We start from the raw sequence: 22983 nt of genomic DNA on the forward strand, positions 1-22983 counted from the left end.
GGTCAGTCCCGCGCCGCGCACACGAAGGCGAAGGGGGTGCGCCCGATTCGCGTGAGCACCACCGACAGTGGGGTGGTGCCCCGCAGCTTCAGGCGTGGCCGCAGCACGGCCGGGTCCACGTCGAGGCCCCGCACGAGGATCTCGGCCGAACCGCAGTCGCGCGCCGCCAGTTCCTGCCGCAGCGCCTTCTCGGTGTACTTGAGCCGCGCCAGCACCCGGAACCCGCGCACCCCGTCAGGGACGCTGTCGCCGGTCAGGTACGCGATCCGGGGGTCGAGTTGCCACAGCCCGTGCCGGGCCGCGTAGTGGCGAACCAGGCCCGCGCGCACGACCGCGCCGTCCGGGTCGACGATCCACTCCCCCGGTTCCCGCTCGGGGATGTCGTCCGACTCGGCATCGGTGATCTCCCACGCCGTCCCGTCCGAGCGCAGCACGCTCGCACGACGCCGCACGCCGGCGCCGGACAGCCCCGGCGACCACAGGCAGGCCTCGCGCACACCGCCGTCGAGCGAGACGATCTCCACCTCGCCGTCCCAGTCGAGACGATCGAAATCCAGTCCGGGTGCGCACTTGACCGCGAGATCACGCCCCGCGTAGACGTCGAGCAGGTCCGGCAGCGGCGGCATCAACGCCGCCGGGTCGTACGTCCGCTTGCCACCCGACCGCCGCGCCGGGTCGGCGATCACGACGGTCTCGCGCGTGCACGGGCGCAGCGCGTCGGCCCGCACCAGCGTCGCGCCGGGCACGTTGTGCGCGGCCATCGCCAGCCGCACCGGGTCGAGGTCGCTGCCGATCACGGTGTCCGCCAACGGGACCAGCGCCGACAACTCGGCACCGATCGAACACGTGACGTCGTGGACCCGCCGGCCCGCCAACCGGGCGCCGCGATGTCGCGCGACGGCCAGCGGCGTCGCCTGCTGCAGCGCGTCGTCGGTGAACAGCCACGTCGCGGCGCCGTGCAGCTTGGCCTCCGCCTTGCGTCGCAGCAGCACCGTCTCGACGATCAGGCCGGCCCGGTCACCGAAACGCGCACGCGCCCGGCCGATGTCGGCCAGACGCGTGCGCGTGGACAGCTCCGACTCCGCCGTCTCCGCCAGCGCCGCGAGGCCTTCCTCGCTGCGCAGGTAGTCGACGTCGTCGATCGTGAAGTCGTATCCCAAAGCTCGTTCGGCTCAGTTCAGTCGGTGGCGCCCGGCTTCACGCCGGTGATCATCACGTTGTAGAAGAAGTTGCGCGGGACCACGTGCTGGAGCACCTTCTCGTCCACCCAGCTCAGCGTCTTGAAGCCGCCGAACGCGAACTTGGCCCAGCCCCAGCCCAGCTTCTCGGGCGGCACCGCGGCCTCGAAGGTGCGGACCGGCCAGCCGAGCAGTGCCGCGGCGAACTCCTCCGTCTTGGCCTTGACCTCGACGGCACCCGCCGACTTCGCGATGTTCTCGAGATCGGTGGGATCGAACGTGTGCAGATCGACGACGGCCTCGAGCGCGGCGGCGCGCGACGACTCGTCGAGCTCGGCCTGCGGACGGCGCCAGTCGGACAGGAACGGCAGCTTGGTGACGTTGGTGGTGGCCGCCCACGTCGCGCGACCGAGCCAGCGCGCGTAGAAGTTGCCGATCGTGCTGGGCTCGCCCGCGAAGACGAAACGGCCACCCGGCTTGAGCACGCGCAGCACCTCGCGCAGCGACTGCTCGACGTCCGGGATGTGGTGCAGCACCGCGTGTCCGACCACGAGGTCGAACGTGTCGTCCTCGTACGGGATCGTCTCGGCGTCCGCGACGCGACCGTCGACGGGCAGCCCGAGGTGCTCGGCGTTACGCAGCGCGACCTTGACCATGCCCGGGGACAGGTCGGTGACCGAACCGGTCTTGGCGACCCCACCCTGCATCAGATTGAGGAGGAAGAAGCCCGTGCCACAGCCCAGCTCGAGGGCCCGCTCGTACGGCAACGGCTGATCGCCGGCGACGGCGTCGAAGCGGCCACGCGCGTAGTCGATGCAGCGCTCGTCGTACGAGATGGACCACTTGTCGTCGTACGTCTCCGCTTCCCAGTCGTGGTACAGCACCTGGGCGAGCTTCGTGTCCTGCAACGCAGCCTCGACCTGTTCGGCCGTGGCGTGCGGGTTCGGTGCGGGATCTGTCGGGCTTGCAGTCATGCGAGGAATCCTACCGAAAGGTAAGCAATGAACAAGTTCTAGTTTTCGGCTCCGCCCTGGGCGATTTGCGCACTTGTCGATGCGGTCGGGATCCCGTGGACACCGACAAGTGCGCAAATCGCGGTAGGCGGCTACTTGCCGGTGAACTTCGCCTTGCCGGGGCCGTTCTCGACGAACGACTCCATGCCGATGGTGCGGTCGGCAGTCGCGAACAGCGACGCGAACAGGTGCTGCTCGATCTTCAGGCCCGTCGCCAGGTCGGTGTCGAGGCCCTGGTCGATGGCGGCCTTCGCGGCAGCGATCGCACGGCTCGCGGCGCCGGTGAACTGCGACGCCCACTTGCGCGCCGCGTTGTAGACCTCGTCCGGGGCGACCATCTCGTCGATGAGACCGATCGCCAGGGCCTCCTCGGCGCCGACGAACCGGCCCGTGAAGACCATGTCCTTGGCCTTGGCCGGGCCCACCAGCCGCGCGAGACGCTGCGTGCCACCGCCACCGGGGATGATGCCCAGCAGGATCTCCGGCACACCCAGCTTGACGTTGTCGCCGGCGATGCGACGGTCCGCGCCGAGCGCGACCTCGAGGCCGCCGCCGAGCGCGTACCCGGTGATCGCGGCGACCGTCGGCTTCGGGATGTCGGCGATCGCGCCGAGGGCGGACTGCAGGTCGGCGATGATCTCGCTCATCTGCACGAAGTCGAGTTCCGCCATCTCCTTGATGTCGGCGCCGGCGGCGAACACCTTCTCGCCGCCGTAGACGATGACGGCCTTGACCTCGGGATCGACGGTCGCCTGACGAGCCGCCGCCCGAATCTCCTCCTGCACCTGCCGGTTCAGGGCGTTCATCGGGGGACGCGCCAGACGGATGGTGCCGATACCTTCGGAAACCTCGAGGGTCACAAACTCAGACATGTGACCAACTTACTTGTCGGTACCCCACGGCAACGCTCCGGTGTCGTAGTAACCCTCGTCACCCGGGAACGAGACGCGCGGGTTGCCGTCCACGAAGCTCAGGACCGGCAGGATCGGCGAGATTTCCGGCTCCGCAGCGAGAATCGCGTCGACGCCGTCGAATCGGCCCAGCGCATCGAGCTGACTCCACGTGGGCGGCAACAGGACACTGCGACGCTCGCGCCAATCCTCGACGGCCGCAGCCGGTGTCCGCCACGCGACCTCGGCTGCCTCCGACGTCTCACCGTCGGCCAGCTGCCCCTCGGGCAGGACCGCGACGAAGAAGCGGGTGTCGTAGCGCCGACCCTCCTGCACCGGGGTGATCCAGTTCGCCCACGGGCGCAACAGGTCCGTGCGCAGGACGAGATTCTCCCGTGCCAGGAAGTCCGCGAACGACAACTCCCGCGACTCGAGTTGGCGGCGCGCCTCCGCGTAGCCACTGGTGTCGGCCACGACAGTGTCCTCGGTGGGCCCGGCGAGCAGGACCCCGCACTCCTCGAACGTCTCCCGCACCGCCGCGCACACCAGCGCCTTGGCGCGCGGTTCGTCGACACCGAACCGCTCCGCCCACCACGACAGCGACGGGCCCGCCCAGCGCACGTCCGCGACGCCGTCGCTCGGATCGACACCGCCGCCGGGGAACACCGTCATCCCGCCGGCGAACGCCATCCCCGCGACCCGCCGGAGCAGGAACACCTCGACGCCCGACGCCGCGTCGCGCACGAGCATCACGGTCGAGGCGTCCTTCGGCGCGGGGGCGGTGGCCGCGGTCCGCGTCTCGTCGAACATTCCGGCCTGCTGCGCGGCGCCGGAGGAGGAGGCGCCCGACTCTCGAGTAGTTCCCATACCGGGAACCTACGCCCCGAGTGACGGACGCCTCACCACCAGTCCCATCGCGCGGCAAGGCCCCGCGTGTCGCGGAGCCGTCCGGCCGGCGTCAGGCCCGATGCAGACCGGGGTGGCGGGTGCGGCGGGCGAAGTACCGGCCGTCGACACGGTCGAGGCTGATCGACTGGCTGAACGCCTCGCTGAGGTTCTCGGCGGTGATGACGTCGTCGAGCAGGCCCTGCGAGACGACCCGCCCCTCCGAGAGCAGCAACGCGTGCGTGAAGCCCGGCGGGATCTCCTCGACGTGGTGCGTGATGAGCACGGTCGCCGGCGAATCGGGGTCGGCGGCGAGATCGCCCAGGCGCGCGACGAGTTCCTCGCGACCGCCGAGGTCGAGGCCCGCGGCCGGCTCGTCCAGCAGCAGCAGCTCGGGATCGGTCATCAGGGCGCGGGCGATGAGCACGCGCTTGCGCTCGCCCTCGGACAGCGTCCCGTAGGTGCGCTCGGCGAGGTGCTCGGCGCCGAGGCTCTCGAGCATCTCGACGGCACGCTCGGTGTCCATGTTCTCGTACTGTTCGCGCCACCGGCCGAGCACCGCGTAGCCGGCCGAGACCACCAGATCCTGCACGACCTCGTCGGCCGGAACACGGTGCGCGAGAGCCGACGACGACAGCCCGATCCGCGGACGCAACTCGGTGACGTCGACGCGGCCGAGGGTCTCGCCGAGCAGCCGCGCGACACCGGCCGTGGGGTGGACCTCGGCGGCGGCGATGCGCAGCAGCGACGTCTTGCCCGCGCCGTTGGGGCCGAGTACGACCCACTTCTCGTCGAGCTCCACCTTCCAGGAAACCGGGCCGACGAGGGTCGCTCCGCCCCGGCGAATCAGGACGTCTTCGAAATCGATGAGGAGATCAGGATCTGGTTCCGACACAGCGACCATCTTCCCGTACGGGATTTCCACGGCGCCGACTGGACCGGACCTGCGTGTCGCCTACCGGATCACCGAACCGGCGCGATCACTGTCATCGAACCCGGCGCCACCTCGGTGAACCCGGCGTCGCGCACCGCGATCGCCCGGCCTGCGGCGACTTCGTCACACAGCGTGGCCCAGGCCTTCTCGTCGGCGTCCCGGACGGCGCAGCGGTAGCCGTCGGCCGCCCACGTGAGGGCCCGCTCCGGGGACATCGCACCGGCCAGGAGCATCGACGCGTGCCCGACCTGCGCGGCCGCCTTGCCGACGGTCATGCCGAGCGAGGCGTTCACCCACAGCGTGGGCGTCCCGGCCGGGACCGGTCCCGGCGCGTCGTGGTCGAGATCGGTGCCACCGATCTGCAGTTTCTTGATCCGCGGGTCGAGTTCGCCGACCCGTCCCGGCACCAGGGCCCGCGCCTGGGCGCCGCCGACGTCGACGGTCACCCCGTCGACGTCCTGCGCGGCGAGCCACTGCGCGCCGCGGGCCCGCCGGGCCACCTTGCGGATGCGGGCGTCGGTCCACTCCCGCAGCGCGTGCTGCCACGGTCCGGGCATACCGTCCGCATCGGGACCGACGCGGTCGTCGAGGCACAGCGCGACGGTCGCCGACGCCGCCGCGGCGAGCAGCGCGCTACGCGCGGGCGGGTCGGCCTTGGGGATGTGCAGCACGATCGGCATCGCCAGCACCTGCGCGGGATCCGCCGGGTCCGGTCGGTTGCCGTATCCGGCGGCCAGCACGGCGTGACGCGCCGCGAAACCGTCCCCCGTCAGGGTCATGGGATCGGCACGCGCCGCACGACACCGTCGACCGCGTCGGCGGCCTCGACCTCGTCGCGGGTCACGCCGAGCACGAACAGCACCGCGTCCAGGAACGGGTGCGACAGCGCGGTGTCGGCCACCTCGCGCAGCGCCGGCTTCGCGTTGAACGCGACACCGAGGCCGGCGGCGGTGAGCATGTCGATGTCGTTGGCGCCGTCACCGACCGCGACGGTCTGCTCCATCGGAACGCCGACCTCGGCCGCGAACTTGCGCAGCGCGGTGGCCTTGGCGGCGCGGTCGACGATGTCGCCGACGACGCGACCGGTGAGCTTGCCGTCGACGATCTCGAGCGTGTTGGCCTGGACGAAGTCGAGTTCGAGTTCGTGCGCGAGGCCCTCGATCACCTGGCGGAAGCCGCCCGACACGACGCCGCAGTGGTAGCCGAGGCGACGCAGGGTGCGGATGGTGGTGCGCGCGCCCGGCGTCAGCTGCAGATCGGCGGCGACGTCGTCGATGACGGACGCGTCGAGCCCGGCAAGGGTGGCGACCCGCTGGTGGAGCGATTCTGTGAAGTCGATCTCGCCGCGCATCGCCGCCTCGGTGACGGCGCGGACCTCGTCCTCGACACCGGCCCGTGCCGCGAGCATCTCGATGACCTCGCCCTGCACGAGGGTCGAGTCGACGTCGAAGACGATCAGACGCTTGGCGCGCCGGGCGAGTCCGCCGCGCTCGACGGCGACGTCGACGTTCTCGCCGGCCGCGACCTCCGCGAGGCCCGCCCGCAGCTGCGCGTCGGCCTCGGCACCGGTGCTCGACGCCGTGACCATCAGTTCGAGGCCGGTGACCGGGTAGTCGGCGACGCCGCGGATCGAATCGATGTTGGCGCCCTGCCGGGCCAGCTCACGCGACAGCGACCGGAACGCGCGGGCGCTGACGGGGCTGCCGAGGACGACGACCGCGTGGGTCGACACCTGCTGGCGGCCGGCCGGGTCGGCCCCGATCTCGACGTCGACGTTCATGCCCACGGTGTCCATGGCTTCCTCGAGTTCCTCCTGGAGGGACTCGGGGTCGGTGGGGCACTGCACGAGGACGCCGAGGGTGAGCCGACCACGGATCACCACCTGTTCGACGTCGAGGAGGCTCACGTCGTGACGCGACAACGCCGCGAAGAGCACCGACGTCACGCCGGGCCTGTCCGGACCAGTAACCGTCACCAGAACAGTGGCGTCTGACGCACCCACCGAGTAACTCCGTTCGTTTGCGCTCGAACAACGTGAAAGAAATACCGCCCCCATTCTGCCAAGTGGGGGTGGCGGCAACGGAAAGGCCCCGCCCGAGATTCGGGCGGGGCCTTCCGGTAGTGCAGGGACCTTCCGGTCCGTTAGGACTTGCTGTCCTCCAGGACCGCGGTGGCGTGCTTGCCGCCGTGTCCGATACCGACATGGGCCTCTTCGCGCATGCGGTCGACCATGTGCGGGTAGTGCAGCTCGAAGGCCGGACGCTCCGAACGGATCCGGGGCAGCTCGGTGAAGTTGTGCCGCGGCGGCGGGCAGCTGGTGGCCCACTCGAGCGAGTTTCCGTAACCCCACGGGTCGTCGACCTTGACGACCTCGCCGTAGCGGTAGCTCTTGAAGACGTTCCACAGGAACGGCAGCGTCGAGGCGCCCAGGATGAACGAGCCGATCGTGGAGATCGTGTTCAGCGTGGTGAAGCCGTCGCTCGGCAGGTAGTCCGCGTAGCGACGCGGCATGCCCTCGGCACCGAGCCAGTGCTGGACCAGGAAGGTGCTGTGGAAGCCGATGAACGTGGTCCAGAAGTGCCACTTGCCCAGGCGCTCGTCCATCATGCGGCCGGTCATCTTCGGGAACCAGAAGTAGATGCCCGCGTAGGTGGCGAACACGATGGTGCCGAAGAGCACGTAGTGGAAGTGCGCGATCACGAAGTACGAGTCGGTGACGTGGAAGTCGATCGGCGGGCTCGCGAGCAGAACGCCCGACAGACCACCGAAGAGGAAGGTCACGAGGAAGCCGACGGAGAACAGCATCGGCGACTCGAACGTGAGCTGGCCCTTCCACATCGTGCCGATCCAGTTGAAGAACTTCACACCGGTCGGAACCGCGATGAGGAACGTCATGAACGAGAAGAACGGCAGCAGCACCGCACCCGTGGCGTACATGTGGTGCGCCCACACGGCGATCGACAGGGCCGCGATGCCCATGGTGGCGTACACCAGGCCGCTGTAGCCGAAGATCGGCTTACGCGAGAAGACCGGGAAGATCTCCGAGACGATGCCGAAGAACGGCAGCGCGATGATGTACACCTCGGGGTGACCGAAGAACCAGAACAGGTGCTGCCACAGCAGAACGCCACCGGTAGCGGGGTCGAAGATGTGGCCGCCGAGGTGTCGGTCGACGAACAGGCCCATGAAAGCCGCGGTCAGCAGCGGGAACGCCAGCAGGATGAGGACGCTGGTGATCAGGATGTTCCACGTGAAGATCGGCATGCGGAACATGGTCATGCCGGGGGCACGCAGGCACGCGATGGTGGTGATGAAGTTGACGCCACCGAGGATGGTGCCCAGGCCGGCGACGGCGAGACCCATGATCCACAGGTCGGCGCCCATGCCCGGCGAGTGCAGCGAGCTGGTCAGCGGGGTGTACGCGGTCCAACCGAAGTCGGCGGCACCACCCGGGGTGATGAAGCCGGCCGTGGTGATGATCGCGCCGAACAGGTACAGCCAGTAGCTGAAGGCGTTCAGACGCGGGAACGCCACGTCGGGGGCGCCGATCTGCAGCGGGACGATGTAGTTGGCGAAGCCGAACACGACCGGGGTCGCGTACAGCAGCAGCATGATCGTGCCGTGCATCGTGAACAGCTGGTTGAACTGCTCGTTCGACAGGAACTGCAGGCCAGGAATCGCGAGCTCGGTACGCATCAGCAGGGCCATCAGGCCACCGATGAGGAAGAACGCGAAAGAGGTGACCAGGTACATGATCCCGAGCACCTTGGGATCGGTGGTCGTCACCATCTTGTAGATGAACGAGCCCTTGGGTCCCTGCCGCGGCGGGTACGGCCTCGCGGCTATCTCTGGGACTGGCTGGGGCGCTACGGCAGTCACTGATCCTCCTGAATGTGCCCTTGGTCGCTCCGCAGGCTCGCTCCGAACCCCCGCCCCGCGCTCGAGGCAGACGTTCTCTGGCTTGCGCTCATCGAATCGTAGACGGTGCTTTCGCGCCTCGTGGACCGGGTCCTACTCCCTGTCGTACACGGGCCCTTCCGCCACCGGCCCATAGGGCCGCGAGCAGGACTTTAGTCCCCTACCGCCCGCCCGACCCACCGCGATGCGGCGTGTCGAGTGTGTCCGACTCGGGAACGTGCGGGCACCGCGCCGACGACGGCGCCGAACCCCACTCAGGATGCTGTTAAGGTTTTCCTTACTTAACCAAGCCTCACCTTATCTATCCGGGAGCTTCCACTCGTGTTCAGATCGCCCCGACGGGCCCTTCCCGCGCTCGCCGCGGTGGGTGTGGCCGTCAGCCTCGCCCTCACCGGCTGCTCGTCCACCGAAACCACCGCAGCCACCGACGAGACAACGTCCACGGCGTCGAACGGGTTCCCGCGGACCGTCGAACACTTCCGCGGTGTGGCGAACATCGATGCACAGCCGCAGCGCATCGTCACGCTCGACAACAGCTACGCCGACGCCGTCCTTCTGCTCGAGTCACCGCTCGTCGGATACGTCGACTACCGCGAGCAGGGCCTGCCCGACTATCTCGGCGACGCCCGCACCGAATACGCGGCCGACGCCGTCTCGGTGGGCAAGGTGTCCAACGCCAGCCTCGAGAAGGTCGCCGAACTGCAGCCCGACCTGATCCTGTCGGCCGAGGTGCGCGACGGGAAGAACTACGAGGCGCTCTCCGCGCTCGCGCCGACGGTGTTCTCCCAGTCGACGGGCCCGACGTGGAAGGACAACATCCGCCTCGTCGCCCGGGCGCTCGGCAAGGAGGATCTGGCCGAGCAGAAGATCGGCGAGTACGAGGCCCGCGCGAGGGCGATCGGCGACGAGATCAACGCCAAGGCGAACAACCCGAAGGTCTCGGTGGTCCGCTTCGCCGGTGAGCCGACTGCCCGTCTCTACCGGACGACGTCGTTCAGCGGCATCGTCCTCGCCGACGCCGGACTCGCCCGCCCGGACAGCCAGGGCCCGGATCCCGCGGACGCCGGCAGCATCATGAACGCGATCAGCCCGGAACGCATCAACGAGGCCGACGCCGACGTCATCTTCGTCGCGACGTACGAGGATCCCGCGGGCAAGTCCCTCGAAGCGGCGCAGGCGTTCGTGCAGAACCCGCTGTGGGGAACGCTGAAGGGACGCATCGTGAACGTCGACGACGCGATGTGGATGACGCCGGTCAGCATCCAGGGCGCGCACCAGATCCTCGACGACCTCGCGGAGGCGTTCGGGGTGGACCCGCACAACAGCTAACCTGGATCGGCCCGCACACGCCGCGCTCGCCGAACAGGAAGTCGTCGCATTGTCCAGTTCCCAGCCCGTTCGCACCGCCCGCCGCGCCACCGCCGCCGTGATCGCGGCGTCGGCAGTCCTCGTGGGACTCACCGGCTGCGGTGACTCGACGGACGACGACGCGAGCAGCATCGTGCGGACCACGACCAAGATCGCGGGCGCGGGTGTCGTGAGCGTCGAACGCGACACCCGCGCCGCCTGCGCGACACCCACACCGGCGGACCCGGGAGCCCCGGATCCGCGGCGCATCGTCGTGCTCGACGCTGCCGCAATGGATTCGGTGTGCGCACTCGGCCTGTGGGAGCGCGTGGTCGGCGCGGCGACGTCGGCGGGCGACACCCCGCAGCCGTCCTATCTGGGAACCGGAATCTCGTTGCTGCCCAGCGTCGGTCCGGAGTCGGCGCCCGACGTCGACCAGATCGCGAAGGCGGCGCCGGACCTGATCCTCGGATCCGCGCCGGCCTCCCCCGAACTGGCCGACCGCCTGAAGGCCGTCGCACCCACCGTCTTCGTCGGCGACGATCCGGTGCAGTGGAAGTCGCGGTTCCTCGCCTCCGGCAAGGCACTCGGGCGGTCCGGCGCGGCGCAGCAGGCGCTCGACTCGTACACCACGGACGCCGCACGGATCGGCACCGAGATCAACGCCCGCCAGACGCAGGCGTCGGTGGTCCGGTTCCGGTCCGACGCCACCGAGATCGAGGGCCCCGGATCCTTCTCCGGCCAGGTCCTCGCGGACGCGCAGGTGCAACGCCCGGCCGCGCAGCGAATCGAGGTGGCGTCGAAGGACATCGACGACCTCGGCGGTCTGTCGGCGGCCGAGGGCGACCTGATCTACGTCAGTTTCGACGGGCCGGGCGGCCTCGAACACGGCACGTCGGTGATGGAGTCCGACGCCTGGTACGACCTCGGTGCGGTCACCGACAACCGCGTCTTCGCCGTCGACGACGAGGTGTGGAACGCCGGCAACGGGGTCGTCGCGGCCCGCGCGCTCCTCACCGACCTCCAGGAAAGCCTCAACGGGTACGTCAGCTAGGAGCCTTCGATGCCGGTACCGGAATTCGTTGCGGCGCTGCGGGAACACGTCGGGCACGCCCCGCTGTGGCTGCCGGGTGTCAGCGTCGTCCTGCTCGACGACGACGGCCGGCTCCTGCTCACCCGGCGCGCCGACAACGGCCTGTGGGCCGTCGTCTCCGGGATCCTCGAACCCGGGGAGGAACCCGGCCCGGCGGTGCTGCGGGAGATCCGCGAGGAGACCGGCGTCGAGGCGGAACTGGTGCGGGTCGTCAGCGTCGGCGCCGCCGGCCCCGTCACCTATCCCAACGGCGACATCGCCGCGTACCTCGACGTGTGTTTCCTCGGCCGCGTGGTGTCCGGTGAGGCCCGCGTCGCCGACGACGAGAACCTCGAGGTGCGCTGGTTCTCCCCCGACGCCCTGCCGTCGGACATGACCGCGTCGTCGCAGCGGCGCATCGCGGCGGCCCTGCGCGACGAACCGACGTGGTTCGCGCTCGACTGAACGCTCAGCCCTGCGCCGTCTCCCACAGCCCCATGACGTTGCCTTCGGTGTCCCGGAAGTAGGCGGCGAAGCCCATCTCCCCCACCGGCTGTTTCGCCGAGACCGTCGCACCACCCAAGGTTTCGATCTTGGCCAGCGCCACGTCGATGTCGTCGACGTTGACCGTGATCACCGGACCGCGCGGGGACTGCTCATTCCGCTCGAACATGCCACCGCCGATGTACCCGGGCTCGGCCGGCATCCCCGATTCCGCCGCCGGTCCGGTCGCCACGCCGGTGTAGTCCAGTTCGGGCATCTCGGTGACGTTCCAGCCGAATGCCTGCCGGTAGAAGTTGCGGGCCCGGTCACCGTTGTCGAACGGGACCTCGAAATGCACTACGCGACCACTCATCGCCGCCTCCTCGATTGATGTCGGGCGCTGTCGTCGGTGGAGCTCTCCGTCTCGACAGTAGGCGCGCCGCACCGACCGCCACAACGACGGACCGAAACCCACCGCCTGCCATTGCCTTCCGCGGCCAGATCCGTCACCCTTCTCCGGTGACCACAGCAGGATTCGGCGCGACCACTCCCGGCACGACACCGCCGACGGCGGAGATTCCGGACAAACACGGCGACTCCGGCGACCCGCGGTATCCGTCGCCGCGTGACCTGCGTCAGGCGATAGCGTTCGTCGTCGACTGGTGCCTGCACATCGCGGTCGGCCTCGTCGCGATGACCGTGTGCATGGACATCCCGTCCGTGGCGGATTGGGCAGCGCTCGCTCTGTTCGTCGGCTGGATCGCCGCGTCGCTGCTGCAACGCGTGGTGGCGCAGCGAATCTTCCACGCGACCCTCGGCAAGGCGCTGACCGGACTGTGCGTGATCCGCCCTTCCGACGGATCGTGGCCGACGCTCGGCTACCTCCTGAAGTGGTGGCTGATCGGGGCGCTCGACTTCGTCTCCACGATCACCGACAGCCCGTGGCCAGGCGACAACGACGGCTCGCCCGCAGTCGTGCGGCGCCGCGACGTCGTGGCCCGAGATGCCGAAAGGCCGAATGTCACATCGGTTCAGTTGTACTGAACGGATGTGACATTCGGCCACAGCGGATGGCGGGGAACTAGAAGTCCCAGTCCTCGTCCTCGGTGTTGACGGCCTTACCGATGACGTAGCTCGAACCCGACCCCGAGAAGAAGTCGTGGTTCTCGTCCGCGTTCGGCGAGAGGGCCGACAGGATCGCCGGGTTGACGTCCGTCTCGTCCTTCGGGAACAGGCCCTCGTAGCCGAGGTTCATCAGCGCCTTGTTGGCGTTGTACCGCAGGAACTTCTTGACGTCCTCGGTGAGTCCGACGCCGTCGTACAGGTCCTGCGTGTACTCGACCTCGTTGTCGTACAGCTCGAACAGCAGCTCGAACGTGTAGTTCTTGAGATCGTCCTTCTCGGCCTGGCTCAGCTGCTCGAGGCCGCGCTGGTACTTGTAGCCGATGTAGTAGCCGTGCACGGCCTCGTCACGGATGATGAGGCGGATCATGTCGGCCGTGTTGGTGAGCTTGGCCCGCGACGACCAGTACATCGGCAGGTAGAAGCCCGAGTAGAACAGGAACGACTCGAGCAGCGTCGAGGCGACCTTGCGCTTGAGCGGGTCGTCACCCTTGTAGTAGTCGAGGACGATCTGCGCCTTGCGCTGCAGGTTCGGGTTCTCCTCCGACCAGCGGAACGCGTCGTCGATCTCCCGCGTGGTGCACAGCGTCGAGAAGATCTGCGAGTAGCTCTTCGCGTGCACCGACTCCATGAACGCGATGTTCGTGAGCACCGCCTCCTCGTGCGGGGTGACCGCATCGGGGATCAGGCTCACGGCGCCGACGGTGCCCTGGATGGTGTCCAGCAGCGTCAGGCCGGTGAACACGCGCATCGTGAGCTGCTGCTCGTGCGGCGTGAGGGTGGCCCACGACTGGATGTCGTTGGACACCGGCACCTTCTCGGGCAGCCAGAAGTTGCCCGTGAGGCGGTCCCACACCTCGGAGTCCTTGTCGTCGGGGACGCGATTCCAGTTGATCGCCGACACCCGATCAATCAGCTTGATCTTCTCGCTCACGATTCCCTCACTCCGTTCGAGCCTTTCGCCGGCATCCGTTCCACCGATGTCACAGCATGCACGAGACGCAACCCTCGACCTCGGTGCCCTCGAGCGCCATCTGACGCAGGCGGATGTAGTACAGCGTCTTGATTCCCTTGCGCCACGCGTAGATCTGCGCGCGGTTGACGTCACGCGTGGAGGCGGTGTCCTTGAAGAACAGCGTCAGCGACAGGCCCTGGTCCACGTGCTGCGTGGCCGCGGCGTAGGTGTCGATGATCTTCTCGTACCCGATCTCGTACGCGTCCTGGTAGTACTCCAGGTTGTCGTTGGTCAGGTACGGCGCCGGGTAGTAGACGCGACCGATCTTGCCTTCCTTGCGGATCTCGATCTTCGCGGCCACCGGGTGGATCGAGCTGGTGGAGTTGTTGATGTACGAGATCGACCCGGTCGGCGGGACGGCCTGCAGGTTCTGGTTGTAGATGCCGTACTGCTGCACCGACGCCTTCAGCTCACGCCAGTCGTCCTGCGTGGGGATGTGGATGCCGGCGTCCGCGAACAGCTGCCGCACCTTCTCGGTCTTGGGCTCCCACACCTGGTCGGTGTACTTGTCGAAGTACTTGCCCGACGCGTAGTCGGACTCGGGGAAGCCCTTGAAGTGGGTGCCGCGTTCCTTCGCGATCAGGTTCGACGCCCGGATCGCGTGGTAGACGACCGAGTAGAAGTAGATGTTCGTGAAGTCGATGCCCTCTTCGGAGCCGTAGAAGATCCGCTCGCGCGCGAGGTAGCCGTGCAGGTTCATCTGCCCCAGGCCGATCGCGTGAGAGTCGTTGTTGCCCTGCTCGATCGACGGCACCGAGTAGATGTGCGTCTGATCCGAGACGGCGGTGAGCGCGCGGATCGAGGTCTCGATGGTCTTCGCGAAGTCCGGCGAGTCCATCGTCAGCGCGATGTTGAGCGAGCCGAGGTTGCACGAGATGTCCTTGCCGACATGGCTGTAGGACAGATCGTCGTTGAACGTCGACGGCGTCGAGACCTGCAGGATCTCGGAGCACAGGTTCGAGTGCGTGATCTTGCCCTCGATCGGGTTCGCCCGGTTCACCGTGTCCTCGAACATGATGTACGGGTAGCCCGACTCGAACTGCAGCTCGGCGAGGGTCTGGAAGAACTCGCGCGCCTTGATCTTCGACTTGCGGATCCGCTTGTCGTCGACCATCTCGTGGTACTTCTCGGTGACGTTGACGTCCGCGAACGGGACACCGTAGATGCGCTCGACGTCGTACGGCGAGAACAGGTACATGTCCTCGTTCTTCTTCGCGAGCTCGAACGTGATGTCCGGGATCACGACGCCCAGCGACAGCGTCTTGATGCGGATCTTTTCGTCCGCGTTCTCGCGCTTGGTGTCGAGGAAGCGGTAGATGTCGGGGTGGTGCGCGTGCAGGTACACCGCGCCGGCGCCCTGACGGGCACCGAGCTGATTGGCGTACGAGAACGAGTCCTCGAGCAGCTTCATGATCGGGATGACGCCGGAGCTCTGGTTCTCGATCTTCTTGATCGGGGCGCCGTGCTCACGAACGTTGCTGAGCAGCAACGCAACTCCGCCACCGCGCTTGGACAGCTGCAGCGCCGAGTTGATCGACCGGCCGATGGACTCCATGTTGTCCTCGATGCGCAGCAGGAAGCACGACACGGGCTCGCCGCGCTGCTTCTTGCCGGAGTTGAGGAACGTCGGGGTGGCCGGCTGGAACCGTCCGGCGATGATCTCGTCGACCAACTCGGTCGCGAGCGTCTCGTCGCCGGCGGCGAGGGTGAGCGCCACCATGCAGACACGGTCCTCGAAACGCTCGAGGTACCGCTTACCGTCGAACGTCTTGAGGGTGTAGGAGGTGTAGTACTTGAAGGCGCCGAGGAACGTCGGGAAGCGGAACTTCTTGGCGTAGGCCCGGTCGATCAGCGACTTCACGAACTCGCGCGAGTACTGGTCGAGCACCTCGGGCTCGTAGTAGTTCTCCTCGACCAGGTAGTCGAGCTTCTCGTCCAGGTTGTGGAAGAAGACCGTGTTCTGGTTGACGTGCTGCAGGAAGTACTGCCGCGCCGCGGCGACATCCTTGTCGAACTGGATCTCGCCGTTGGGACCGTACAGGTTCAGCATCGCGTTGAGCGCGTGGTAATCCAGCTCGCTCGCCGACGCGTCGGGTCGTGCCGCAGCGCGCTCTACACTCCCAGCCGGGGCTGAATCTGTGATGGTCGGTGCCACTGTTCACTCTCCATGAATTGTGCGAGGCCCTCGCGCACGGCGACGACGTCCTCGGCTGTTCCCATTAGTTCGAAGCGGTACAGGTACGGGACCCGGCACTTCTGTGAAATCACGTTCCCGGCATAGCAGTACGACTCGCCGAAGTTCGTGTTACCGGCAGCAATCACCCCTCGGATGAGGTCGCGATTGTGCTTGTTGTTGAGGAATCGGATGACCTGCTTGGGCACATAGCTCGTGTCGCGCCCCGTCGCCGTCGTGCCGCCCCCGTAGGTGGGGAGGATCAGGACGTACGGTTCGTCGACCTCGAACAGGCCTTCGCGGTCATGTAGCGGGATGCGCGTAGCGGGGACACCGAGTCGTTCGACGAATCGGTGTGTGTTCTCCGACGCGCTGGAGAAGTACACCAGCGATGCCATCGGCGTTCACCATTTCACTCGAGTGGATCATCCCCGCGGCGCTGCCGCACGGCGGCTCACGCAGCGTTTGCGGTGAGGTCCTTGATACGGTCCGGACGGAAGCCCGACCAGTGGTCGTCACCGGCCACCACGACGGGGGCCTGGAGGTACCCGAGCGCCATGACGTAGTCGCGCGCTTCAGGGTTCTCGGAGATGTCGACGATGTCGTATTCGAGACCGGCCTTGTCGAGGGCGCGGTAGGTGGCATTGCACTGAACGCAGGCGGGCTTGGTGTAGACGGTGATGCTCATATTGGTCCCTCTTTCCAACGGCCTGACGAGCTTTGGTTGTGCACTGTTCACGCCGAGGATCGGGCCTCATTTCGAACCCGGGATCCGTTTCGTTCCCGTTGTGCCCCCTCGGCTGTGTAGACACTACACCTTGTGGCCGACAGATACGCACAGCGCGAGATCTTGTGAGTTGCACTCGTGGAATTCCCAGGTCGACCCCCTGCCGGAGGATCGATTCAGGAGGCCTCCGGCGTGTCGCGGGTCACAGGTTCGACGGTGATTTCCGGCACACCCGCCGCGCTGCCGAGCGGGGCCCGGACCGACCGGTCCGCCCATGTCCGACGCGTCCACGACACCCCCACGTGCGGCGTTCTGCGCGGCCGGCCGTCGGCGCCGACACTGATCGCGCGCGTCGACGCCACACCCCCGCAAACGACACGCCGAGGCGCGACACGCGGAGCCCCGGACGGAACCCGCACGACGACGCCCTCGGCACGCCCGTCGATAGTTAACTGACCGGTAACCGCCGGTAGGTGGACGACGCCCCGGCCGCCGCCCTGTGCCAGGGTGACCCCGTGCCCTCGAACCCCAGCCCCTACCGCTTCGCGGCGGTGTCACGCGTCGCACGAATCACCCCCAACATGCAGCGGATCACCCTGTCCGGGGGCGACCTGACGCGGTTCGTCTCGAGCGGTGACCCGGACGAGCGCCTTCTGGTGGTGTTCCCGGGCGAGGGCGAGGGCCGGCCGCCGCAGCCGCAGCCGATCGGCGAGACGTGGGACTACCCCGTAGACGGGCCCCGGCCCGAGATGCGCAGCTACACGGTCCGACGCTGGAACCGCGCGACGTGTGAGATGGACATCGACTTCGCGGTCCACGACGGCGGCGCCGCCGTGCGTTGGGCGCTGCAGGCGCGGCCTGGCCAGGTCCTCGGGGTGACGACGGCGTCGGGCTGGTACCGGCCGCCCGCCGGGACGGCGTGGCAACTGCTGATCGCGGACATGACGGCCCTGCCCGCCGTGGGCCGGATCGTCGAGGAACTCGCGCCCGGCACGCGCGTGCACGTCGTGGCCGAGGTCACGACGCCGGCCGACGAGCAGCGCATCGAGACGGCCGGCGACGCCACATACACGTGGCTGCACGGGACCGGCAACGGTGTCGGCCCCAGCGCCGTGGCCGACACCGCCCGGAAGTGGGACCGCCCCGGCGGCCCCGGGTACATCTGGTTCGCCGGCGAGGCGGGGTGCTCGCGTGAGGTGCGCCGCTGGGTGCGCCACCAGCTGGGGTGGCCGACCGCGCGTTACGACGTCATCGGCTACTGGCGCGCAGAGAAGGAGGCGTGGACTGCCCGCTACGAGCAGGTCCGCGACCGGATCGAGGCGGCGCAGAGTGCAGCACTGGCGGCAGGCGGCGACTTCGACGCGGTGCGCGACGCCGTCGATGCCGCGATGGACGAGAACGGACTCTGACACGGGACGCGTCCGGTCGCGCCTACTCGGATCCGACGATCCGGGCACGAACGGCACTAGCCTGAACCATCCGTCGACCCGGAGGTGCAGCGTCATGCAGGTGTTGGTGCCCGACAGTCAACGTCGTACTTCCGAGGAACTGCACGACCGCCTCGACCTGTCCGAAGGGGACGCGTCGGCGAAGCGGTCCGCGTTCTGGATCATGCTGCTGCTGTCCGGGGTGATCGCCGCCGCCGGCGTCATCGGAGACTCGACCGCGACCGTGATCGGCGCCATGATCGTCGCCCCACTGTCGACACCCATCCTCGGCATCGGCCTGGGCATCACGACCGGACGGGTCGGGTTGATCGGCCGGAGCCTCGCGTACGTCCTGGCCGGGGTGGTACTCGTCACGACGCTGGGGTTCGTGTTCGCCCAGGTCCTACCCGACCCCACCAACGTGCTCGCCAACTCCCAGGTGGTGGGGCGGACCTCGCCGACGCTCATGGACCTGCTGGCCGCGATCGCCACGGGACTCGTCGGGGCGATCGCCGTCTGCCGCCGCGACGTCGGCGACGTCCTGCCCGGCGTCGCGATCGCGATCTCGCTGGTTCCGCCGCTGGCCGTCGTCGGTGTCTGCCTCGGGTCCGGCGCGCCCGATCTCGCGCTGGGAGCCGGGGTGTTGTTCGCGTCGAACGTCGTCGCGATGATCATCACCTCGACGGTGGTCTTCGTCACGACCGGCTATGCCGAACTCGCGGGAGGCACCGACGCCCGTCGAGGCCGCGCGTACCTGGTCCTCGCCGCCGCCCTCGCCATCGTGACGGTGCCGATGATCGTCAACTCGCTGTCGTCGCTGTGGTCACGACAGATCTCCTCCGCCGCACAGCAGTGGCTCGGCGACAGCCCCGGTGCCGAGGTCACCGACGTCACCCTGCACGGCAACACTGCGACCGTCGTCGTGCTCGGCCCCGAGGATCTTCCACCGGTCGCATCCCTGCAGCGGACCGTCGACGATCTGATTCCGTGGTCGCCGAACGTGGTGGTGGTCCACACCGTCGGCGAGCGGATCGCGCCGGCCGGGTGACGCGATCCCGCCCGTCCCCCGAAACGCCGAATGTCACACGCGTCCAGTCCAACTGAACGCATGTGACATTCGGCCGAATGCGCGGGTGATCCGAGGGATCAGGCGCTGACGAGCGCCTTGGACGCGTCGACGAGGGCAGCGACGACCGCACCGACCTGCTGGGCGACCTCGGCGTTCTCACGCGGGTGCTGGTCGCCGAACTTCTGGATGGTGCCACCGATGGACAGCTCGGCCTCGAGGACGTTGCCGCCGGCGACGCCGAGGGCCTTGCGGGCGTCGTCGTGGGCCCACTTGGCGGCGTTGGGGCTCGGGGAGGCGCTGATCACGGCGACCGGCTTGTCCTTGACGGCACCCGCACCGTAGGGGCGCGAGAGCCAGTCGATGGCGTTCTTCAGGACGGCGGGAACGGTGCCGTTGTACTCCGGGGTGACCAGGAGCACGGCGTCGGCCTCGGCGGCAGCGGCGCGCAGCGCGTCGACGCCGGCGATCGTGGCGCCGGGGACGTCGACGTCCTCGTTGTAGAAGGGCAGGTCACCGAGGCCCTCGAAGATCGTGAGCTCGACGCCCTCGGGGGCGACGGCCGCAGCGGTCTCGGCGACCTGACGGTTGACGGAGCCGGCGCGGAGGCTGCCGACGAGGGTGAGAACGCGGGTCTCAGACATGACTGGTGCTTCCTTACGATGGTGCGGTGGTTGACGCTGCAACAGGTATAGCAGCCTAAACGGACCACGGTCCACTTGTATTCCCGCTGGGATACGATGCCTGACGTGAACAGCCCACTTCTTCCGCTGGTGGATGCCGAGATCCCCGAGCGATGTGACGCTGCCCGCAATCGGAAACTGCTCCTCGACGCGGCGGCCGAACTGGTCGCCGAACGCGGCGTCGATGCCGTCACGATGGAGGCAGTCGCCGCGAAGGCCGGCGTCGGCAAGGGCACCGTGTTCCGCCGGTTCGGCAGCCGGTCCGGCCTGATGAATGCACTGCTCGACCACACCGAGCGGGAACTGCAGCACGCGTTCATGTTCGGTCCCCCGCCGCTCGGCCCCGGCGCGGACCCGATCGTCCGACTGATCGCGTTCGGGCGCGCCCGACTCGACATGGTGACCGTGCAGGGCGACGTACTCCGGGCGGCCGAGGACTCGCCGGAGTTCCGCTACGCGAGCCCCGCGCGCGCGGTGAGCCTGCGACACATCGTGACGCTACTCACCGACGCGGGCGTCGACGGCGACGTCGAACTGCTGGGGGCCGCGCTGCTCGCCCCGCTGGAGGCGAGCCTGGTGCTCCACCAGATCCGGGTCACCGGGATGTCGCACCGCCGCATCGCCGACGGATGGGAAGACCTGGCGCGCAGGATCACCGGCGCGCGCCCCGCATCCCGCTAGGGTGTGGGCATGCGCACGCTTCCGGTCACTCTCGCCCTGTTGTGTGCCGCCGCGCTGAGCGCGTGCGGCACCACGGCCGACGGAGCCGACGCCAGTTCCACTGCCGAACCGCCGGCGGTTTCGACGGCCGCCGCGCCCGAGGACGCGCTGTGGGGCCGGACGTTCCTTTCGACCTCCGTGACCGGATCGACGATCCCCGGCAGCGGCCCCCTCGAGGTCGCGTTTCCCGAGCGGGGTCACATCGCCATGAGCGCGGGCTGCAACCGGGGCGTGAGCAGCGTCGACCTCGCCGGTGGAACCGTGAAGACCGGTCCGATCGCGACCACCATGATGGCCTGCCCTGGCGACCTGGCCGGTGCGGACGAGTGGATGACGGACCTGTTCGCCGCGGAGCCGTCGTGGACGCTGGCCGAAGACACCCTCACGCTCGCGTCGGAGAGCATCACCGTCACCCTCGCGGACAAGAAGACCACCGAACCGGTTCGCCCCGTCATCGGGACCACCTGGGTGGTCGAGTCGTTGATCAAGCCGGACGCGATCGTCACGTCGGCCGCGCTCGAGACGTCGGCCCCGTCGCTGACGATCGGCCAGGACGGTCAGGCCACCGGGTCCACCGGGTGCAACCGGTTCAGCGGCCCGGTCCGGGTGGGCGACAGCACCATCACGTTCGGGAAGCTCGCGACCACCCGGGTCGCGTGTCCGGACGACGTCGCCGACGTCGAGCGCGCGGTGCTGCACGTCCTCGACGGCGAGGTGACCTACACGGTCGAGGGTCCCACGATGACGCTGATGCAGGCCGACGGCACCGGACTCCAGTTGCGCGGGAACTGACCGGGCGTCACATCGCGGCGCGCAGCCAGTCCGCGAGAACACGGGCGCTGGCGTCGACCTGCGCGGGCCAGTCCATCGCGGAGTCGTCGGCGTGGTCGCTGACGTGCTTGACCAGTCGGCACCGCGCACCCAGCTGCGCGCACGCGTACGCGATGGCGAAACCCTCCATGTCGACCAGGTCGGCCCGCGCCGCCAGCGCGTCCCGGACCTGGGCGTCGGAGACGAACGAGTCACCCGTCGCGAGGACCGAGCCGTCCCCGTCGTCGAGGTCGAACACGTCGCGCACCGGATGCCCGAGCGACCGCAGGATCTCGCTGCTGATGTCGTGGTTGAGCACCGCCGACGGCAGGAACAGTCCGCCGTGATGGGCGTGCAGGGCGCCGGCGGTCCCGATGTTGACCACGAGCGGCAGCCGGTCCGGCGGGTACTGCGCCAGTGCGCGGGTGACCGCCACCGCCGACGCCACCTTGCCGATCCCGGTGACCACGACGTCCAGGCCGTCCGGCACGTGCGCCGCCTCCTCCCGGGTGGCGCTCACCACGAGGATGCCGGTGCTGTTCATGAAGTTCTCCCGAATTCCTGGTCCGGCGCCGATCGGATGACGTGATCGCATCCTGCCGTGACTGTTCACGGCTGCGCGCACCCGACGCTACAGTTCTGCCATGGCGATTCCACGTGCACAGATCATCGAGGAACTCGGAGTCCGGGCAACGATCGATCCCGCCGCCGAGATTCGACAGCGCGTGGAGTTCCTCGCGGACTATCTGCGGTCCACCCCGGCCCGGGGCTTCGTGCTCGGGATCAGCGGCGGACAGGACAGCACGCTGGCGGGACGCCTGACCCAGCTGGCCGCCGAGAAGTTGCGCGCCGAGGGCCACCCCGCCGAGTTCATCGCGGTGCGACTGCCGTACGGATCGCAGTTCGACGAGGACGACGCGCAGGTGGCGCTGAAGTTCATCGCGCCGGACCGATCGCTGACCGTGAACGTCAAGCCTGGCGCCGACGCGACCATCGCCGAGGCGTCGCAGGCGATGCACGATCTCCTCGACGACGGCGACCTGTTGCGGGACTTCGTGCGCGGCAACATCAAAGCGCGCGAGCGCATGATGATCCAGTACGCGATCGCCGGCGAGCTCGGCTATCTCGTGGTCGGCACCGATCACGCCGCCGAGGCACTCACCGGGTTCTTCACCAAGTACGGCGACGGCGGTGTGGACGTCACCCCGCTGACGGGTCTGACGAAGCGCCAGGGTGCCGCGCTGCTGCGCGAGCTGGGCGCACCGGACACCACGTGGCAGAAGGTGCCGACGGCGGACCTCGAGGACAACCGTCCGTCGCTGCCGGACGAGGTGGCGCTCGGGGTGACCTACCAGCAGATCGACGACTACCTCGAGGGCAAGGACGTGACCGCCGATGTCGCCGACAAGCTCGGGTGGATGTACCGCAACACCCGGCACAAGCGAACGGTGCCGGTGACGCCGCTCGACGCGTGGTGGCGCGAACAACACTGACGAGGTCCTGACGGACGGACAGGGGGA

General features: G+C 68.5%; 24 protein-coding genes. 9 read left to right on the top strand and 15 right to left on the bottom strand.

All coding sequences use genetic code 11. The annotated features are described in order from the left end of the window. Positions 1 to 2: 2 nt before the first annotated feature. The 8 genes from EGT67_RS02080 to ctaD all read right to left on the bottom strand — a co-directional run bounded on the left by EGT67_RS02080 (position 3) and on the right by ctaD (position 8779). Positions 3 to 1160 (bottom strand): THUMP-like domain-containing protein, encoded by a 1158-nt coding sequence (locus tag EGT67_RS02080; RefSeq protein WP_127914363.1) that lies wholly within the window; start codon positions 1158 to 1160, stop codon positions 3 to 5. Between the two features lie 17 nt (positions 1161 to 1177). After that, the gene (locus EGT67_RS02085) at positions 1178 to 2152 is read right to left on the bottom strand and encodes a class I SAM-dependent methyltransferase (protein WP_127914364.1); all 975 of its coding nucleotides are present in this window, start codon (positions 2150 to 2152) and stop codon (positions 1178 to 1180) included. A gap of 131 nt (positions 2153 to 2283) precedes the next feature. Continuing rightward, positions 2284 to 3063: an enoyl-CoA hydratase/isomerase family protein gene (locus EGT67_RS02090; RefSeq protein WP_127914365.1), complete on the bottom strand. Its 780-nt coding sequence runs from the start codon at positions 3061 to 3063 to the stop codon at positions 2284 to 2286. A 9-nt stretch (positions 3064 to 3072) separates the two neighbouring features. Then, a complete protein-coding gene (locus EGT67_RS02095) occupies positions 3073 to 3891 on the bottom strand; it encodes an NUDIX hydrolase (RefSeq protein WP_164877477.1) in 819 nt (272 codons plus the stop codon). Between the two features lie 148 nt (positions 3892 to 4039). Further along, entirely contained in the window at positions 4040 to 4870 is an 831-nt protein-coding gene (locus tag EGT67_RS02100) for an ABC transporter ATP-binding protein (RefSeq protein WP_127914367.1), read from the bottom strand. A gap of 59 nt (positions 4871 to 4929) precedes the next feature. Then, entirely contained in the window at positions 4930 to 5679 is a 750-nt protein-coding gene (locus tag EGT67_RS02105; RefSeq protein WP_127914368.1) for an aminoacyl-tRNA hydrolase, read from the bottom strand. Further along, positions 5676 to 6902, bottom strand: coding sequence for a phosphoserine phosphatase SerB (serB, locus tag EGT67_RS02110; RefSeq protein ID WP_127914369.1), 1227 nt, complete (start codon positions 6900 to 6902; stop codon positions 5676 to 5678). The genes EGT67_RS02105 and serB overlap by 4 nt, the downstream gene beginning before the upstream one ends. 140 nt (positions 6903 to 7042) lie before the next feature. Next, positions 7043 to 8779, bottom strand: a complete 1737-nt coding sequence (gene ctaD, locus EGT67_RS02115; RefSeq protein ID WP_127914370.1) for an aa3-type cytochrome oxidase subunit I — start codon at positions 8777 to 8779, stop codon at positions 7043 to 7045. A 402-nt stretch (positions 8780 to 9181) separates the two neighbouring features. Here ctaD and EGT67_RS02120 point away from each other — a divergent pair, with 402 nt between their 5' ends. Genes EGT67_RS02120 through EGT67_RS02130 form a run of 3 tightly spaced genes read left to right on the top strand, consistent with a single transcriptional unit; the run spans position 9182 to position 11702 of the window. Beyond that, positions 9182 to 10147: an ABC transporter substrate-binding protein gene (locus EGT67_RS02120; RefSeq protein ID WP_421958082.1), complete on the top strand. Its 966-nt coding sequence runs from the start codon at positions 9182 to 9184 to the stop codon at positions 10145 to 10147. Positions 10148 to 10196: 49 nt separating this feature from the next. Then, on the top strand, positions 10197 to 11219 hold the full coding sequence (locus EGT67_RS02125) for an ABC transporter substrate-binding protein (RefSeq protein WP_127914372.1): 1023 nt from the start codon (positions 10197 to 10199) through the stop codon (positions 11217 to 11219). 9 nt (positions 11220 to 11228) lie between these two features. Continuing rightward, on the top strand, positions 11229 to 11702 hold the full coding sequence (locus EGT67_RS02130) for an NUDIX hydrolase (protein ID WP_127914373.1): 474 nt from the start codon (positions 11229 to 11231) through the stop codon (positions 11700 to 11702). 4 nt (positions 11703 to 11706) lie between these two features. Here the strand turns inward: EGT67_RS02130 and EGT67_RS02135 are convergent, their stop codons facing one another. Further along, the gene (locus EGT67_RS02135) at positions 11707 to 12093 is read right to left on the bottom strand and encodes a VOC family protein (RefSeq protein WP_127914374.1); all 387 of its coding nucleotides are present in this window, start codon (positions 12091 to 12093) and stop codon (positions 11707 to 11709) included. Between the two features lie 146 nt (positions 12094 to 12239). Between EGT67_RS02135 and EGT67_RS02140 the strand changes: the two genes are divergently transcribed. After that, complete coding sequence (locus EGT67_RS02140) at positions 12240 to 12764, top strand: RDD family protein (RefSeq protein ID WP_127914375.1); 525 nt, start codon at positions 12240 to 12242, stop codon at positions 12762 to 12764. Positions 12765 to 12801: 37 nt separating this feature from the next. On the opposite strand, the gene nrdF is transcribed toward EGT67_RS02140, so the two are convergent. The 4 genes from nrdF to EGT67_RS02160 are packed head-to-tail and all read right to left on the bottom strand — an operon-like array spanning position 12802 to position 16718. Next, positions 12802 to 13776, bottom strand: a complete 975-nt coding sequence (gene nrdF, locus EGT67_RS02145; RefSeq protein WP_127914376.1) for a class 1b ribonucleoside-diphosphate reductase subunit beta — start codon at positions 13774 to 13776, stop codon at positions 12802 to 12804. A gap of 49 nt (positions 13777 to 13825) precedes the next feature. Beyond that, a complete protein-coding gene (nrdE, locus tag EGT67_RS02150) occupies positions 13826 to 16012 on the bottom strand; it encodes a class 1b ribonucleoside-diphosphate reductase subunit alpha (RefSeq protein ID WP_127914377.1) in 2187 nt (728 codons plus the stop codon). Continuing rightward, positions 15970 to 16428, bottom strand: coding sequence for a class Ib ribonucleoside-diphosphate reductase assembly flavoprotein NrdI (nrdI, locus tag EGT67_RS02155; protein ID WP_127914378.1), 459 nt, complete (start codon positions 16426 to 16428; stop codon positions 15970 to 15972). The genes nrdE and nrdI overlap by 43 nt, the downstream gene beginning before the upstream one ends. Positions 16429 to 16484: 56 nt before the next feature. Further along, complete coding sequence (locus EGT67_RS02160) at positions 16485 to 16718, bottom strand: redoxin NrdH (RefSeq protein ID WP_127914379.1); 234 nt, start codon at positions 16716 to 16718, stop codon at positions 16485 to 16487. 554 nt (positions 16719 to 17272) lie between these two features. Here EGT67_RS02160 and EGT67_RS02165 point away from each other — a divergent pair. Both EGT67_RS02165 and EGT67_RS02170 read left to right on the top strand, forming a co-directional pair. Then, positions 17273 to 18166 (top strand): siderophore-interacting protein, encoded by an 894-nt coding sequence (locus tag EGT67_RS02165; RefSeq protein WP_127914380.1) that lies wholly within the window; start codon positions 17273 to 17275, stop codon positions 18164 to 18166. A gap of 94 nt (positions 18167 to 18260) precedes the next feature. Then, positions 18261 to 19232 (top strand): TIGR00341 family protein, encoded by a 972-nt coding sequence (locus EGT67_RS02170; RefSeq protein ID WP_127914381.1) that lies wholly within the window; start codon positions 18261 to 18263, stop codon positions 19230 to 19232. Positions 19233 to 19330: 98 nt separating this feature from the next. Here EGT67_RS02170 and EGT67_RS02175 read toward each other — a convergent pair whose 3' ends face one another. Continuing rightward, positions 19331 to 19894 (bottom strand): NADPH-dependent FMN reductase, encoded by a 564-nt coding sequence (locus tag EGT67_RS02175; RefSeq protein ID WP_127914382.1) that lies wholly within the window; start codon positions 19892 to 19894, stop codon positions 19331 to 19333. A 96-nt stretch (positions 19895 to 19990) separates the two neighbouring features. Here EGT67_RS02175 and EGT67_RS02180 point away from each other — a divergent pair, with 96 nt between their 5' ends. Continuing rightward, positions 19991 to 20614 carry a TetR/AcrR family transcriptional regulator gene (locus EGT67_RS02180; RefSeq protein ID WP_127914383.1) on the top strand — a complete coding sequence of 208 codons (624 nt, stop codon included), beginning with the start codon at positions 19991 to 19993 and terminating at the stop codon, positions 20612 to 20614. A 9-nt stretch (positions 20615 to 20623) separates the two neighbouring features. Continuing rightward, positions 20624 to 21445, top strand: a complete 822-nt coding sequence (locus EGT67_RS02185; RefSeq protein ID WP_127914384.1) for an META domain-containing protein — start codon at positions 20624 to 20626, stop codon at positions 21443 to 21445. Between the two features lie 7 nt (positions 21446 to 21452). Here the strand turns inward: EGT67_RS02185 and EGT67_RS02190 are convergent, their stop codons facing one another. Beyond that, complete coding sequence (locus EGT67_RS02190; protein ID WP_127914385.1) at positions 21453 to 22007, bottom strand: nucleosidase; 555 nt, start codon at positions 22005 to 22007, stop codon at positions 21453 to 21455. Positions 22008 to 22107: 100 nt separating this feature from the next. Between EGT67_RS02190 and nadE the strand changes: the two genes are divergently transcribed. After that, positions 22108 to 22956 carry an ammonia-dependent NAD(+) synthetase gene (gene nadE / locus EGT67_RS02195; protein WP_127914386.1) on the top strand — a complete coding sequence of 283 codons (849 nt, stop codon included), beginning with the start codon at positions 22108 to 22110 and terminating at the stop codon, positions 22954 to 22956. The last annotated feature ends 27 nt before the right edge of the window (positions 22957 to 22983 follow it).

The sequence above is a fragment of the Prescottella agglutinans genome, from assembly GCF_004011865.1.
GTDB classification, from domain to species: Bacteria; Actinomycetota; Actinomycetes; order Mycobacteriales; family Mycobacteriaceae; genus Prescottella; species Prescottella agglutinans.